The organism is Moritella sp. (assembly GCF_033791185.1).
In the GTDB taxonomy this organism is placed as follows: domain Bacteria; phylum Pseudomonadota; class Gammaproteobacteria; order Enterobacterales; family Moritellaceae; genus Moritella.
Genome location: NZ_JASJHF010000323.1, coordinates 1 through 16012 on the forward strand (window position 1 = coordinate 1; position 16012 = coordinate 16012).

General features: G+C 40.3%; 14 protein-coding genes. 9 read left to right on the forward strand and 5 right to left on the reverse strand.

From position 1 onward, the window contains the following. Positions 1-234: 234 nt before the first annotated feature. Positions 235-1059 (reverse strand): SDR family oxidoreductase, encoded by an 825-nt coding sequence (locus tag QNK26_RS18465; protein WP_319225580.1) that lies wholly within the window; start codon positions 1057-1059, stop codon positions 235-237. Between the two features lie 169 nt (positions 1060-1228). Between QNK26_RS18465 and QNK26_RS18470 the strand changes: the two genes are divergently transcribed. Then, positions 1229-1894 carry a hypothetical protein gene (locus tag QNK26_RS18470; protein ID WP_319225582.1) on the forward strand — a complete coding sequence of 222 codons (666 nt, stop codon included), beginning with the start codon at positions 1229-1231 and terminating at the stop codon, positions 1892-1894. Between the two features lie 314 nt (positions 1895-2208). Here the strand turns inward: QNK26_RS18470 and QNK26_RS18475 are convergent, their stop codons facing one another. Together QNK26_RS18475 and QNK26_RS18480 are read right to left on the reverse strand one after the other, a co-directional pair. After that, the gene (locus tag QNK26_RS18475; RefSeq protein ID WP_319225584.1) at positions 2209-3186 is read right to left on the reverse strand and encodes a DUF2333 family protein; all 978 of its coding nucleotides are present in this window, start codon (positions 3184-3186) and stop codon (positions 2209-2211) included. Positions 3187-3309: 123 nt separating this feature from the next. Continuing rightward, on the reverse strand, positions 3310-3585 hold the full coding sequence (locus QNK26_RS18480) for a hypothetical protein (RefSeq protein WP_319225586.1): 276 nt from the start codon (positions 3583-3585) through the stop codon (positions 3310-3312). A gap of 268 nt (positions 3586-3853) precedes the next feature. Between QNK26_RS18480 and QNK26_RS18485 the strand changes: the two genes are divergently transcribed. From QNK26_RS18485 to QNK26_RS18505, 5 genes are all read left to right on the forward strand, one after another. Continuing rightward, positions 3854-4633, forward strand: a complete 780-nt coding sequence (locus QNK26_RS18485; protein WP_319225588.1) for a DeoR/GlpR family transcriptional regulator — start codon at positions 3854-3856, stop codon at positions 4631-4633. 55 nt (positions 4634-4688) lie between these two features. Then, positions 4689-5453 carry a ParA family protein gene (locus QNK26_RS18490; RefSeq protein WP_319225590.1) on the forward strand — a complete coding sequence of 255 codons (765 nt, stop codon included), beginning with the start codon at positions 4689-4691 and terminating at the stop codon, positions 5451-5453. 180 nt (positions 5454-5633) lie between these two features. Further along, entirely contained in the window at positions 5634-6536 is a 903-nt protein-coding gene (gene hemF / locus QNK26_RS18495; protein ID WP_319225592.1) for an oxygen-dependent coproporphyrinogen oxidase, read from the forward strand. A 112-nt stretch (positions 6537-6648) separates the two neighbouring features. Continuing rightward, entirely contained in the window at positions 6649-8316 is a 1668-nt protein-coding gene (locus tag QNK26_RS18500) for a mechanosensitive ion channel family protein (RefSeq protein ID WP_319225594.1), read from the forward strand. A 113-nt stretch (positions 8317-8429) separates the two neighbouring features. Continuing rightward, complete coding sequence (locus QNK26_RS18505; protein ID WP_413816378.1) at positions 8430-8588, forward strand: YqaE/Pmp3 family membrane protein; 159 nt, start codon at positions 8430-8432, stop codon at positions 8586-8588. Between the two features lie 74 nt (positions 8589-8662). Here the strand turns inward: QNK26_RS18505 and QNK26_RS18510 are convergent, their stop codons facing one another. Together QNK26_RS18510 and pabB are read right to left on the reverse strand one after the other, a co-directional pair. Next, on the reverse strand, positions 8663-9244 hold the full coding sequence (locus QNK26_RS18510; RefSeq protein ID WP_319225595.1) for a CoA pyrophosphatase: 582 nt from the start codon (positions 9242-9244) through the stop codon (positions 8663-8665). Between the two features lie 93 nt (positions 9245-9337). Further along, positions 9338-10741: an aminodeoxychorismate synthase component I gene (pabB, locus tag QNK26_RS18515; RefSeq protein WP_319225597.1), complete on the reverse strand. Its 1404-nt coding sequence runs from the start codon at positions 10739-10741 to the stop codon at positions 9338-9340. Positions 10742-11036: 295 nt separating this feature from the next. Here pabB and QNK26_RS18520 point away from each other — a divergent pair, with 295 nt between their 5' ends. The 3 genes from QNK26_RS18520 to QNK26_RS18530 all read left to right on the forward strand — a co-directional run bounded on the left by QNK26_RS18520 (position 11037) and on the right by QNK26_RS18530 (position 15887). Beyond that, complete coding sequence (locus QNK26_RS18520; protein ID WP_319225599.1) at positions 11037-12545, forward strand: fumarate hydratase; 1509 nt, start codon at positions 11037-11039, stop codon at positions 12543-12545. Between the two features lie 320 nt (positions 12546-12865). After that, entirely contained in the window at positions 12866-13513 is a 648-nt protein-coding gene (locus tag QNK26_RS18525; RefSeq protein ID WP_319225601.1) for a TetR/AcrR family transcriptional regulator, read from the forward strand. Positions 13514-13598: 85 nt separating this feature from the next. Continuing rightward, on the forward strand, positions 13599-15887 hold the full coding sequence (locus QNK26_RS18530) for an acyl-CoA dehydrogenase (RefSeq protein ID WP_319225603.1): 2289 nt from the start codon (positions 13599-13601) through the stop codon (positions 15885-15887). Positions 15888-16012: the final 125 nt, after the last annotated feature.

Consider the following 16012-nt stretch of genomic DNA (forward strand, 5'->3'; position numbering starts at 1 on the left):
GCTGATTTCGTTGTCATGTTAATTCCACATTTGAATAAAATATGGCAATACTCTTAAGGATAAAATAGGTTTTAACAAGGTAAATAAATAAGATAGCAAAGGGGCATAATAAAGGGGGGCAGGGAAGTCTCGTCTTGAATAGAAACGTTAACGAATAACCAACCATTATTTTTCGCTTAGTAAGACGTTCCCCCTAACTATAAATATTTATGGGCTCCAAGTGAACATTCAATATCACCCCGATTTAGCTAAGATACTATCTAACACTCTAAAGGGTAAAATTCGTTTTAACAAGGCAAATAAATAGGTCGGAAAGGTGACGTAATAACGCACTTTGGGCCTGTTACTTTCAATTGCATGAATCAAGGCTTTGGTTACAGCTTCTGGCCCTAAGGTAAATTGATTGCTGACATCTTTTTTACCCAGTCGACTGATTTGCTGTTGATAGTCGCCATGATGAACACTGTTTTCAATATCAATATTTTCCTGAAACACGCTTAATGCGTTGGCTCTAAACTGGCTAACAATCGGTCCCGGTTCAATTAATGATACCTTGATTGGCGAGTCTCGCAGTTCTAATCGCAGCGTATCTGTTAAGCCCTCTATAGCGAATTTGCTGGCGTTGTACGCCCCACGATACTTCATTGCTACCAAGCCTAATACCGAGCTATTTTGGATGATACGGCCGCGACCATTGGCGCGCATTAATGGGATTATTTGTGTGGTTAACTCGTGCCAGCCAAATACATTGGCTTCAAATTGTTTACGTAGTGCGTCTGTGGGTAAGTCTTCGACGGCCCCCGGTTGACCATAAGCACCATTATTAAATAATACGTCTATCTTACCGCCGGTGAGTTGACTGATATGCGTAACGGCGCTAGTGATTGACGCTGTAGAGCTTAAATCGAGTTGCACACTTTCAAAACCTTGGGAAATTAATGCATCCACGTCTGCTGGTTTTCTGGCAGTGGCAAAGACACGGTAACCCGCATTTTTCAAGGTTACAGCGCCGTGATAGCCGATCCCTGTTGAGCAACCCGTAATTAACACTATCTGCATTCTACCACCTTCATCAAGATTGAATTATTAAGTGAATATATCATTTATATAAGACTTAGATTTATAACGTTTATATATATGTCGTTTTATGGATATTTATTTTAAACGCAATACTTTTTAAAAGATGTAAATGTAAAATCAATAGTAATTAATTTTATTGGGTATAGACATGAAAAAATTACTATTGGTTGCGGCGTTAACATCTATGGTGGGTTGTTCTTCAAGTATCGATTATAAACCTGAAACTAAAGTAAATAATTACAATACACCGGAAGAGAATTTAGTATCTACTGCCTATGTAGGCGACTACATGCTGGATAAGGGTAAGCAAACAACTAATAAATTTCTAACAGTAGAAGAACTTAGTGATGGTTCTCATTATGATATTTATGCTGGTTCTTATAAAAAGTACGGCCAGGATAAGATGACGTCATACTACTCAATTCATAATGGAATTAATGGCGGTGCCGTTATACAAGGATTTTTAGCAGATCCTCCAAAATTTCTATCTATGAATGAAGATAACGATGTCTGTGTTTCTACAGTGTATATGCTTGAAGCAACATGCTATACGGTTAGGGCGAAGGAGGAGTATTTAGTTATTGAGTCGGACTCTGATTTTAAACAGACGCTAATTTATAATGGATCTGTTGGGGATAAACTTAATATATCATATCGTGAGTTTCAAGGTGGTATAGCTCGTGGCGCCTTTACTAATAATGTTGAATATGACATGAGTAGATCAAGATTGATTCGCTATAAAGGTGCGGAAATCGAAGTTATTGATTACGATAACTCGTCTATTAAATTTAAAGTTAAGAAGCACTTTAGATAATCGAGTTATTAAATTACAAGTCGCCAAGGACGGCTGCTTAAACCCCAGTTTAAATATTTCCTCATATTTTTAAGGCTTTCAATTGTTGTATAAGTGTTCAGCCGATCCCTGTTGCAGCCCTGTGATGAGTACTGTTTGCATTGTACGAGTATCCTTTCTGTGTGCTTAATGACTAATAAGATAGTGGATGAAACTGTAGTGTGGCATGAATTTCAGACACAAAAAAGCCCGTAACTATTTTACAGATTTAGTTACGGGCTTATCGGGATAATAATATAATACTACGGACTTAAGCGTGATGATGCCGGTAGTAATTAACCTTGTTGTAGTAATCTGCGTAGGTCAATCACAGCTGCGTTTGCACGAGACAAGTAGTTTGCCATGACTAAAGAGTGGTTAGCAAAGATACCAAAACCAGCACCATTTAGAATCATAGGGCTGCCTACAGGCTGTAATGATGCTTCTAATTCAAGAATGATTTGGTCAACACTTGCTAAGGCATTTTTCTTAGCGAGTACACCTTCAAAATCGATTCTTGCAGCTTTTAGGTAATGGTATAATGCCCATGAAGAACCGCGGGCTTCCCAGAATACATCATCAATTTGTAACCAAGGTGTTTTAACGTCGCCGCCTTGTGGTGTTGAAGTCGATTGCTGGGCTCCATCTTCACCTGATAGGTCAGTATTGATACGGTATTGGCCAACAGATGCACTTAAACGCTGTGATAATGAACCAAGGCGTTTTTCAACTTGTTTGAACCATTCTGCAAGGTTATCGGCACGGGCATAAAATTGTGCGCCTTGGGATTCAGAATCGTTTAATTTATCTAGGTATGTTTGCAGTTCAGCAATGGTCTTTTTGTATTCAGAATTGGCATTGGTTGGGAATAAACGCGTGTGTTCAACATTTAATGACCCGTGTGCTTTTTGCAGATCTTTATTTTCAGTTGATTGCGTTTGTGAACGACTTAAATCACGACGTAATACCAGCATAAGGTCACGAGACTGTTCGAGTAGCCCATATTCCCATGATGGCATGTTATCCATCAAGATTGCTGGTGGTAATACTGAATTACTCAGGTAACCGCCATTTTTTTCGTCTAACGTTTGAATCGATTTAATTAGCGTTGCCGTCATGTAAGAACCAACCGCTATATCGGCATTATTTTTAGTCAGTTCTGCCGTAACTTGTGTTGGACTAAAATTGTCCGGTTCAACACTCCAATACACTGAAGTGGCATAAAAGATAATGCTGACAACAGCAATACCAGCTATGATTTTAAATTTACTCATCTGGTCGTTCCCTCGAATCATACGTTAAGTTAGTAATATTTACTCTAGTGTAACTCGCTGAAATGTTTGCAACAAGCTTAATCAACATATAAAAAAATACGCCTCATGTTCACCTAAAATAGGTTATGATTTTTTTATTCTGACCACGTGCATGATGTCTATGTTGAATCCTGCCACGGCTTCGACTTCAGGGTAGTAGGTCAAATTTACCCGCGCTCCGGTTAACGAGCGGTAAGCTTTTTTACGTTTAAATTTAAACGGTACAGTGTGACCCTCTATCATGACTGTATTTAGAAACCATTCGTCTTTTTCTCGTTGTACGTGAGAGGTTACTTTTTGGAGTTCTGAATGGGTTAATCCGGGATGCTGTTTTAGTAGTTTATCGGGATCTGATGCCATTTTTATTGTCTCGTTGCTGTTTTGTTATCTGAACATAGTTGTTATCTAAATATAGTCGTTACTTGAATATAGTCGTTGCTCATTGTGTTGAACTTGATGACCGCAACTTGATAATATTGGTGAACAGGTATGAGTATATCTCAAAATAACGTTAAACTTTGTTTATTGACGCTATTTTTCAGGTTTACAAGTGTAAATATGATATAAACTAGGGGGTAAATTTAAACTCCCTTGCAATAATGACATTAGGGAATACAGGGAGAACGATGTGAGACAAAATACACGTCACCAAAAAATAATTTCGTTGGTTAAGGAAGAAGGCTTTGTGAGTACTGAAGTGCTGGTGGAGCATTTTTCAGTTAGTCCGCAAACTATCCGCCGAGATTTAAATGAATTAGCCGAGAAGAATTTGGTACGTCGTCATCACGGTGGCGCATCACTATTAGAAAGCAGCGTCGTTAACGATTCATACGTTAACCGTAAGCAAAAAACTGCCAAAGAAAAAATGAAAATTGCACAGGCAATGGCTGAGCTGATCCCTGATGGTTCATCGCTGTTTATTGATATTGGCACTACGTCTGAAGCATTAGCGCGTGCATTATTAAATCACACCAATTTACGCATTGTGACCAACAATCTAAATGTAGCCACTATTTTGATGCAAAAACCCGACTTCAGAGTCATTGTTGCTGGTGGTGAAGTGCGTAATAAAGATGCCGGTGTCGTTGGCGAAGCAACCGTTGATTTTATCAAGCAGTTTAGAATGGATTTTGGCATTGTGACCATCAGTGGCTTGGATATGGACGGTTCATTATTAGACTTCGATTATCAAGAAGTGCGTGTAACACAAGCGATTATCGAATGTTCACAAGAAGTATTTTTACCGCTTGATCATACTAAATTTGGCCGTAATGCCATGGTGAACATTGGTAATATCAATCAGGTGAATAAACTATTTACCGACATTGAACCACCAGAAGAACTGGCTAAGTTATTACAATTACACCAAGTCGAGTCGATAGTCTGCGAAGCAAGTACTGAGAATTAACTATTTATAAAATTAGCTGTTAACGAATTAAATCATTAAGAGAAGGGAGTATCTCGTGATCCGTGTTGTGTTTAATCAAAAAGGTGGCGTAGGTAAATCTACGATCTGCAGTAATTTGGCGGCGATTGCTGCATCAGAAGGCAAGCGCACATTGATTATCGATTTAGATAGTCAATGTAATACCAGTGCCTATTTATTAGGAAATGATTACAAGGTTGATTTGAGTGTTGCTGAGTTTTTTGAGCAGACCTTAAATATCATCATGAAAGGGCGACCTTATTATGATTTTATTACCGCAACGGCATTCCCAAATCTATCTATCATGCCGGCATCGGAATTATTGGGTGAATTGATTGTTAAATTAGAACAACGTCATAAGATCTATAAATTACGAGATGCACTGGTGAAGTTAAGGCGTGATTATGATGAAGTGTATATCGATACACCGCCAGCCTTTAATTTTTATAGTTTGTCAGCCTTGATTGCTGCAGATAGCTGTTTGATTCCTTTCGATTGTGATGATTTTTCACGCCGAGGTTTATATAGCTTGTTAGCCAACATTGAAGAAACACGACAAGATCACAATGATAAATTACGTGTCGAAGGAATTGTGGTTAATCAGTTCCAAGGCCAAGCCAGCTTACCTAAAAAACTGGTTGCAGAACTAAGGGCTGAAGATTTACCGATCTTAAATACCCTGATCCACAGTTCTGTGAAAGTAAAAGAGTCACATAATATCTCCCAACCCTTGATCAATTGTGCTCCTAAGCATAAAGTGACGCTGCAATTTTGCGAGCTCTACGCTGAGATCTCTGCATAATTTCTACGCTGAGATAGGTTTCGGCATCATAGTTTAAACTACGCCAAGCGGTATTTGACGTAGTTTGAATCATTTTCCTAATACTCGCTTATTCGTACTAAGTGTGAGTATCTTTTATTAATAATCTTTAGATATAGTCGTGCTAAGTACGATTATATCTAAGTGGTAAGTAAGGTAGTTATGACTGTCAATATCAATGATTTAGAATCATTTTTCCGTAATATACAAAAAACCATTATCACTGCTTTTCAGGCTGAAGAAACCAGCGGCGAGTTTATCGCGGATAATTGGACTAGCCATTTAGGTCAGGGTACCAGTTGTGTATTACGTGATGGCGAGGTATATGAAAGTGCAGGTGTTAACTTTTCGATGGTGAGTGGTGATAAATTACCGGCTGCTGCATCGGCAAAACGCCCGCAATTTACCGGTATGTCATATCAAGCAATGGGAGTATCTGTGGTTGTTCATCCACGTAATCCACATGCACCGACAAGTCATGCGAATGTGCGTATGTTTATGGTGACTGATAATGAAGGTCAGCAGCATTGGTGGTTAGGTGGTGGCTTTGATTTAACACCCATCCATTTATATACCGATGATGCACATCACTTCCATACTGTAGCGCGTGACTCTGTTGCCCCATTTGGTGAAGACCTATATCCAAAATTCAAACAAGATGCAGATGAATACTTCTATATGCCGCACCGTGAAGAATATCGTGGTATTGGCGGCATTATTTATGATGATCTAAATGAATGGGATATCGACAAAAGCTTAAGCTTTATTGAGTCTGTTGCTAACGGTTATACCCAAGCATATGCACCGATTGTCGCTAAGCGTAAAAACCAACCATATACTGAGCAAGAGCGTCAATTCCAATTGTTCCGTCGTACCCGTTATGCTGAATTTAATTTGATTGTTGACCGTGGCACTATTTTTGGTTTGCAAAGTAAAGGCCGCACAAAATCAATTTTGATGTCGATGCCACCACTTGCCAGTTGGCACTATGATGATTTAGAGCCGCAGAACGAAGCGCAGCAAGCGTTAGTCGATGTCGTCACACAACCACAAGCGTGGGTATAGTATTTGATTTAAACCACGCTTAACACCGTGGTTTTTTTATGTCCTTCCTTTTTAGCAAACGGTGTCTTGTTTGCTATTCTTGTTAAATCCTAATGATAAAGTTGAAGTCATAATGAGAATTATAGTTTTATTGTTGATGTTATTGGTGCCTAGCCTTTCTTTTGCACAAGTATCTTCGCCACAAGCTGTTTCACCACAAATAGCGACCCAACAAGTAGTCTCACCACAAATTGAAAAGCTAAATCAGCTCGATAATGACATTTCGGTGTTATATAACGAGTCAAAAGACATGACTGGTACCGTCAGAGATGTCGTTCGTTTACAATTATTAAATAAAAATGATGCACTGCGAGAAGTGATTCAAGAGCTTATTGATGTGCGTACAGATGAGACTCATGGCATCTTGTTAAAGCAAGTTAATCAGCAGGTGGCGTTTATTGCAGATGCGTCAAAGTATCTGTTAAATAAGATCGCTACGACTGAAAAAACGTTAGAAAAAGAAACCAATGAAGGTAAATTATTAGCGCAAAAATCATTGGATGAATCTCGTCGTTTTTCAACGAGATTATTAGCCGACCAGTGGACCAACTATCAATGGTTGAAGTTACTCGATCAATCTGAACCAGCAAAAGAAAAAGCCTTAATTGGTGATATCGAACATCGCCTTGAGTTTATGTCAGCATCATTGGTCTTTGATAGCCAACAAAAAGACTTGTTGAACAAACAGCTTAAGTCGGCTACCGAAGGTGAGAAAACCACAATACAGTTAGAGCATATTATTGCCCTGCGTAAAGTAAATAATGATATCACTACGTTACAATTTTTAGTGACGCTTGCGGATAAAATGGCGCTAGACACCACGCAATATAAACAGCAGCTGTTTGAAGCGACAGGGACGATCACTGATGAGTTATTGAATGTTGATCTTATCTTGTCGATTGTATCGACTTGGGGTGAGAGCGCGGGTCAGTGGTTAGCTAATAATGCACCGGAATTATTGTTCAAAATACTGATCTTTGCCGCTATTATTTTAGGATTTCGTTGGTTGAAAAAACTAACCCGCACTATGGTTAAAAAAACCATTGCGTCACCTAATCTGAAATTATCTAAACTGATGCAAGACTTCTTTATCTCGATGTCGGGTAATATTGTGTTTGCGGTTGGTTTACTGATCGCATTATCACAAGTGGGTGTTGATTTGACGCCTATCTTAACTGGTTTTGGTGTTGCTGGTTTAGTGATTGGTTTTGCATTGCAAGATACTTTATCTAACTTTGCCTCGGGCATGATGCTACTGATTTATCGTCCATTTGATGAAGGTGACTTTGTTGAAGCTGGTGGTGTGTCGGGTAAAGTAGCTCATATGAGCTTAGTTAACACCACGATCAAAACTTTTGATAATCAAGTTATTATCGTGCCGAATAGTAAAATATGGGGTGATATCATTAAAAATATTACCCATGAACGTGTACGTCGTGTCGACATGGTTTTTGGTATTGGTTATAGCGATGATATCGCACTCGCGGAAACGGTGTTAGCTGATATTGTGCTGTCACATGCTTTGGTATTGAAGAATCCTGCAACAGTGATAAAGCTGCATACGTTAAATACTTCTTCGGTTGATTTTATTGTTCGCCCTTGGGTGAAAACTGAAGATTATTGGGACGTGTACTGGGATATCACCCGTGAAGTGAAGGTGCGTTTTGATAAAGAAGGTTTATCGATTCCATTCCCGCAGCAAGATGTACATTTACACATGGTAGGAAAGCCAGCAGAATAATTGTCAGGTTAAAATTGGATTTAATTATTGCCGTCGGTCTTAATTTGGACTGGCGGTAGTATCACTTCTATAATGAAATGGCTTGATGATTAATCGCAGTTGGAGAAATTCAGATGAATAAAATAGTGTTAATAATTCTGGCTATATTGTTACCACCTGTCGCTGTATTTCTTAATAATGGCGCGGGTAAAGACTTACTGATTAATATCTTACTTTGCTTCTTGTTTGTTATCCCTGGCGTACTGCATGCGCTTTGGTTAGTGCTGAAATAGGTATGGTGAAACTAGATATATAGAGAGACATTTAGCCATCACATCGAGAGCGCAGAGCATTTTTCGGGGGGTTATTAGGTTTGCGCTTCATGGGACCGAATATGTTTGGAAAAATCTTTAATAATTGCTGCCGTCGTCCCCCATATCGGATATTTCCCCCAAGGCATAAACATCACTTCTCGGTATTTTCCCTTAAATAAACTCTTTTCAATAATATGATTATCATCATCAAGTAAAAAAGCTAAGGGTACTTCAAAAATTTCATCGACTTCATTGGGATCAATTTTAGATTCATAATCACCATCGACTAAAGCCACGACAGGAGTGACATAATAACGGCTAACCGTGACTCTACTTGGTAAGGTACCCAGTACGGTGATTTTATGCGCTGGAATACCTATTTCCTCATGGGTTTCACGTAATGCGGTGGCAATTGATGAGCTATCGGTCTTTTCTGTTTTCCCACCTGGTAACGCTATTTGGCCACTGTGATGACGTAAATGCGATGCTCGGCGGGTGAGAATAAGATTAAGTTGCTGTTCTCGCTCAACAATAGGAAATAGCACTGCCGCGGGGGTAAATACTTTAGTTAATTTACTGATTGGTTCACGACTTGGTGATAGTACAAAGCGTGAAGTTAACGAATTAATATCCATATGCGTCCCTGCAACTGATTATGTTGAACCCGCGTAATTTAGCGCATCCACTGATTGATGGTGCTTAATTAACTAAAGTACGGGATGACTAATTTAAAGTATAGGTAATATTTTACCTAATTTATCAAATGTTTCTTGATATTCATCCTCAGCGACAGAGTCTGCAACAATACCACCGCCCGCCCAACAGTATATTTCACCGCGATCGCATAATAATGTGCGGATGGTAATACTGCTATCCATATGCCCATGTGCAGAAAGATAGCCAATGCTACCGCAATAGAGTGAGCGGCGATGCGGTTCTAATTCTTCGATAATTTGCATTGCGCGAACCTTAGGCGCCCCTGTGATCGAGCCACCAGGGAAGCACGCGCGTAATAATTCACTGGGTTGCTTGTCACTTGGTAGTCGGCCGGTAATAGTACTGACTAGGTGATGGACAGCTGGGAAACTTTCGATATCAAATAGTTTCGGTACGCTGACTGAACCGGGTACGGCAATTTTACCAATATCATTACGCAGCAAATCGACAATCATTAGGTTTTCGGCACGGTCTTTCTCAGCAATTTGTAATGCTTGCGCGTTTGCCTGATCAATTTGCGGGTCTTGACTACGTGGACGGGTGCCTTTAATCGGTTTAGTTTCAATAATAGCGTCTTTCACTTGAATAAAACGTTCCGGTGAAATAGACAATACTGCTTTATCTGCAAGGCGCATAAATGCCGAGAAGGGCGCTTTGTTATGCTGACTCAAGGTGCAGTAAGCTTGCCATTCATCGCCTTGGTATTGATTGTGAAAGCGCTGGGCTAAATTAATTTGATAGCAATCACCAGAGCGTAAGTAGTTTTGTATCTGAGCAAATTTCTGATGATATGCTTGCTTGGACATATTCGACTGCCAGCTGCTTTGTAATGCAAACTTGGTTGCCGTGCTATTTGTGACTGTATTTGTTAATGGTTCACCAACTCCAGACTGACTTAGCCAGTCATGGCGTTGTTGCCAAGCTTGTTCTGCATTGTCACTAAATTGTATTTGCCATGCTTGCTGTAATTTAATATCAATCACAATCGCCCAATCGTATAAACCCACCGCCATATCAGGGAAATGCAGATCATTGTTGGCTGTATTACCAATATTTTCAATGTTACGGCCAAGATCGTAACCAAAATATCCCAGTGCACCAGCAATAAAAGGTAATTCGATATCCTGGGTGTACGCTGATAACTCACCAATGAGTTGTTGCTTCAGAGTTTGCAGTACTGCAAATGAATCGTCGTCGGTAACGGTTGTGCCACTGGCTTGACTGATTGTGGTTTGCTTATCTTCTGTCACGAGGGTGGCGATAGGATCGGCAACAATAATATGGAAGCGACTATCAATGTGATCCGTCGAGCCTGACTCGAGTAAAATTGACCAAGGGGCGTGACTTAGCGGAGCAAAAAATGAGTGAATGCCGTTGCTAGGAAAGGCAATGGATTTTATTACAAGTGATTTCATTGGTACAGCATATCTCTAAATTTTGATGCGCGCAGATTATCACAAATAGGTCGATTAATCTTGATCGATATGGAGAGTCAAATGAAAATCGTGTTGCTATAAAGTTGTGATGCTGTTGTTATTTCGTATCTATTTCGCGTGTTTTTAGTGGAGAGAAGCGATCAGCAAAGGTATGATAGAGGTAGACTTAGAACCACATATTTTAGCGTTAACTATTTTGAGGCCGTTACAGCGTCTTAATCATGATAAATATAATAATCAGTTAGCACAGTGAGTAAGCAAAAGGGAGTTGACCATGAGTACAGTTATCCGTAAAGCGGACTTTATCGACAGTATTGCAGATTCACTACAATACATTTCATATTACCATCCGCTTGATTTCATCCAAGCAATGGAAAAGGCCTACAACGCAGAAGAAAGCCAAGCCGCTAAAGATGCGATTGCGCAAATTCTAATTAATTCTCGTATGTCGGCAGAAGGTAAACGTCCCATCTGCCAAGACACCGGTATTGTTACTTGTTTCGTTAAAATAGGTATGAATGTACAGTGGGAAACCGATCAAACAGTGCAAGAAATGGTTGATGAAGGTATTCGTCGTGGTTATAGCTTTGCAGGTAATCCTCTGCGCGCGTCGATTGTTGCAGATCCAGCTGGCGCCCGTAAAAATACCAAAGACAATACCCCAGGTGTTGTACACGTAGAAATGGTGCCAGGCGCGAAAGTAGAAGTGATGATCGCAGCAAAAGGCGGCGGTTCTGAAAACAAAAGTAAGATGGTGATGTTAAACCCATCTGATGATGTTGCCGCTTGGGTTGAGAAAACCGTACCGACTATGGGGGCAGGTTGGTGCCCACCGGGTATGTTAGGTATAGGCATTGGCGGTACAGCTGAAAAAGCCGCGGTAATGGCTAAAGAGTCATTGATGGAACCGGTTGATATCCATGAGCTGATGGCACGCGGCGCGGAAACGACCGATGAGAAAATGCGTTTAGACATTTTTGATCGTGTCAATAAACTCGGTATTGGCGCACAAGGCTTAGGTGGTATGGCGACGGTATTGGATATCAAGATCAAGTCTTGCCCTACACACGCGGCATCCAAACCGGTAGTAATGATCCCTAACTGCGCCGCGACACGTCATACCCACTTTACCCTAGATGGCTCAGGTCCGGCAGAATTGCATGTACCAAAATTAGAAGATTGGCCAGAAGTGGCGTGGGAAGTCAGTGATAGTGTTCGCCGTGTTAATGTGAATGACATTAAACCAGAGTCAGTACTGGAATGGAAAACAGGCGAAACGGTACTCTTATCTGGTAAGATTTTAACCGGTCGTGATGCGGCGCATAAACGTATCAAAGACATGTTAGATAAAGGTGAAGGTTTACCAGACGGTGTTGATTTCACTAACCGCTTTATTTATTACGTGGGTCCAGTTGACGCTGTAGGTGATGAGGTTGTCGGTCCTGCTGGTCCAACAACTGCAACACGTATGGATAAGTTCACCGATACTATGTTAGAACAGACGGGTTTATTGGGCATGATCGGTAAATCGGAACGTGGACCTGCAACGGTTGCAAGTATCAAGAAGCATAAGGCCGTTTACTTAATGGCTGTTGGTGGTGCTGCTTACCTAGTATCAAAAGCGATTAAGAAATCTCGTGTGGTTGCGTTTGAAGACTTAGGTATGGAAGCCATCTACGAATTTGATGTGGTTGATATGCCAATGACTGTTGCGGTGGATACTAACGGTGTATCTGCACATGTTGAAGGTCCAGCTATCTGGAAAATAAAGCTGAATGAATAAAGCTAAATAAATAAAACATAGTGATTCATTAGTGTTTTAAAAACTGTTTGAATATAAATAAAGCGGCAACTTAGGTTGGCGCTTTATTCATTTTTAACAGTGCTATATTTAAGGGAGTAGAGGATAAATATCGGCGCTCGTGTTTGCCTTTAACCCCGCTGATTAGGCTACTTACTAATGGGTATTTTAAATTTTATGGTCGTACAAAAATGCGAACCAAGGCAAGTTCAATACATTTGTTTCAAACATTTGTTTACATTGTGTTGACATTTCGTCCATCAGAACGTAATTTTAAAACGTACGTTTAAAAAGGGTTAATTATGGTTAGTAAGTTGGATACAAAAACTCGCATTCTAGATGCAGCCGAAAGCTTGTTCGCTGAACACGGGTTTTCAGATACTTCTTTACGCTTGATAACTACACGAGCAAGTGTGAATTTGGCGTCAGTTAATTATCATTTTGGTTCTAAGAAAGAATTGATTCAGGCGGTTATCGCCCGACATCTCGAACTCTTCATGCCCCTACTGAATGAGAAGTTAACAGCCTTATGTGCACAAGCTGAAAAACCATCCTTATTAGATGTGTTTAACAGTTTTGTTGACCCGCTATTAGCGTTAGAACAACAAAGTAAAAATGGTACCGTGATTTTTATGCAACTGCTTGGTCGAAGCTATACTGATGAGCAAGGGCATTTACGTTGGTACATAACAACGCATTACGGTGAAGTCTTAGCCAACATAACTAAGGCTTTATTGAAAGCAAACCCAGCGTTGTCATCGCAAGAGTTATTCTGGCGATTACATTTTACCTTGGGTACCGCAGTATTTACGATGGCTTCAAGCGGCGCATTAATGGATATTGCTAAAGCAGACTTTAATCAAGATATTGATGTCGAGGGACTAATTCGTAAAGTGATCCCTTATTTGGCATCTGGAATGAATACCTCAACTGAAACTACAAGCATGTAGATGCAATTCAGCTATTTGGATGTTGTGAAAACACCTCAAGGGTTGTAAATACAGCGTCAAAATAGTGAAACAAAAGGAAATCGTTATGAGCGCAATGAGTGAATTTAGAAAAAATAATATCACAGCACCATTATTTAAAGTGTTTAAGAAGATCTTGCCACCGCTTTCACAAACAGAGCAGGAAGCAATGGAATCTGGTAGTGTTTGGTGGGATGGTGATTTATTCGCAGGTAACCCTGATTGGAATAAAATGCTTAGCTATCCAACACCTAAGTTAAGTAAAGCTGAACAAAGCTTCATTGATAACGAACTTCAAACATTAATGGCAATGCTGGATGATTATAAAATTGTTCATGAAGACCGTGATTTACCAAAACCTGTTTGGGATTTCATCAAATCAAATGGTTTCTTTGCGCTTATCATTCCTACAGAATACGGCGGCAAAGCATTCTCGGCTTACGCTAACTCAACAATTGTAACCACGATTGCAACGCGTAGTTTATCTACAGCGGTAACGGTAATGGTGCCTAACTCATTGGGTCCTGGCGAATTACTTGCACATTACGGTACACAAGCAGAAAAAGATCGCTGGTTACCAGGTCTAGCAAACGGTACTGAAGTACCATGTTTCGCACTGACTGGACCTGAAGCGGGTTCTGATGCTGGTGGTATTCCAGATATGGGTCGCGTTGTTAAAGAACAGTTTGAAGGTAAAGAAACACTGGGTATCCGCGTATCGTGGAGCAAGCGTTATATTACCTTGGCACCCGTTGCCACTGTGCTTGGTCTGGCATTTAAGCTCCAAGATCCGGATGGCCTAATTGGTGATACGCTTGATATCGGTATTACCTGTGCGTTAATTCCAACTTCACACGAAGGTGTTGAACTCGGTGACCGTCATTTCCCAATGGGTCTGGCATTCATGAACGGTACTACTTATGGTGATGATGTATTCATTCCACTCGAGTGGGTTATCGGTGGGCCTTCAATGGTCGGTAAAGGCTGGCGTATGCTGGTTGAGTGTCTATCTGCTGGCCGTGGTATTTCTTTACCTGCGCTTGGTACAGCATGTGGTCATTTAACTGCACGTATGACGGGGGCTTACTCATTCGTGCGTAAACAGTTCGGTCTATCAATTGGTAAATTTGAAGGTGTGCAAGAGTCTCTAGCACGTATTGGTGGCTTAACTTACCAACTTGAAGCCGCACGTAAATTCACTACCGGTGCTCTAGACTTAGGTCAAAGCCCTGCGATTGTCACTGCTATTTCTAAATATCACATGACTGAAATGGCACGTACAGTTATTGATGATGCGCTTGATATTCAAGCGGGTAGTGGTATCCAATGTGGTCCTAAAAACTACCTGGCACACGCTTATTGGGGTATTCCTGTTGCAATTACGGTTGAGGGTGCAAACATCCTTACACGTAACTTAATGATCTTTGGTCAAGGTGCAACACGTTGTCATCCATACGTACTTGGTGAATTACAAGCAGCTGCCAATCCAAATGAAAAAGAAGGTCTAGAGCAATTTGATGAGTTGTTATTTAAGCACATCGGTTTTGGTACTAAAAACTTCTTTGGTGCATTAGGTCAAGGTCTAACTGGCGGCGCATTAAATTCGGCTCCAGTATCAGGTCCAACGAAGAAATACTACAAGCAACTTACGCGCATGAGTAAAGCATTAGCATTGTGTGCTGACGTTTCTATGCTGGTACTTGGTGGTGACTTGAAACGTCGTGAAATGATTTCGGCTCGTTTAGGTGATGTACTAAGTAACCTGTACCTTGCATCTGCAACGTTGAAACATTTTGAAGAACAAGGTCGTCAAGCTGAAGATCTACCTATGCTATCTTGGGCTATCGAACGTAATTTGTTTGAAATTGGTAAAGCATTTACTGGTTTCTTCCAAAACTTCGGTAACAAAGCTATCGCCGGTACATTGAAAGCAGTGGTATTCCCATTCGGTATCAACTACAAAATGCCTGCTGATGATATTTCAAAAGAAATCTGTGAAGTATTGCTTAAACCAAGCGAAGCGCGTGATCGTCTAACGCACCTTTGTTATGTTGGTAATGAGAATGATGCCAACACAGCTATCTATGATATGGAATCTGCATTCCAAGCTATGTATAAAGTACAGCCTATCGAGAAGAAAATCGCGATTGCTGCATCTAAAGGTACATTGCCACGTAAGCTAGCTGCAAAAGTTGCTGCGCCACTTGCTGTAGAGAAAGGTATCATTACCCAAGTTGAAGCGGATGAGTTATTAGCTGCTGATGCATTACGTTTTGCTGCGATTAACGTTGACTCATTCACAGCTGAAGAGTTTGCGGGTATTTCAAAAGTAACAAAAAACGATAAAGTTGCTTAATTTAACGATTAACAACAGGTTAAAAATCTAGCTTAAGGGTTAGATTTTTAATAAAGAATAAAAAACCGAGGCTATATTATAATAGCCTCGGTTTTTTTATGTCTGTTTATTTTCTACAAGCTAAC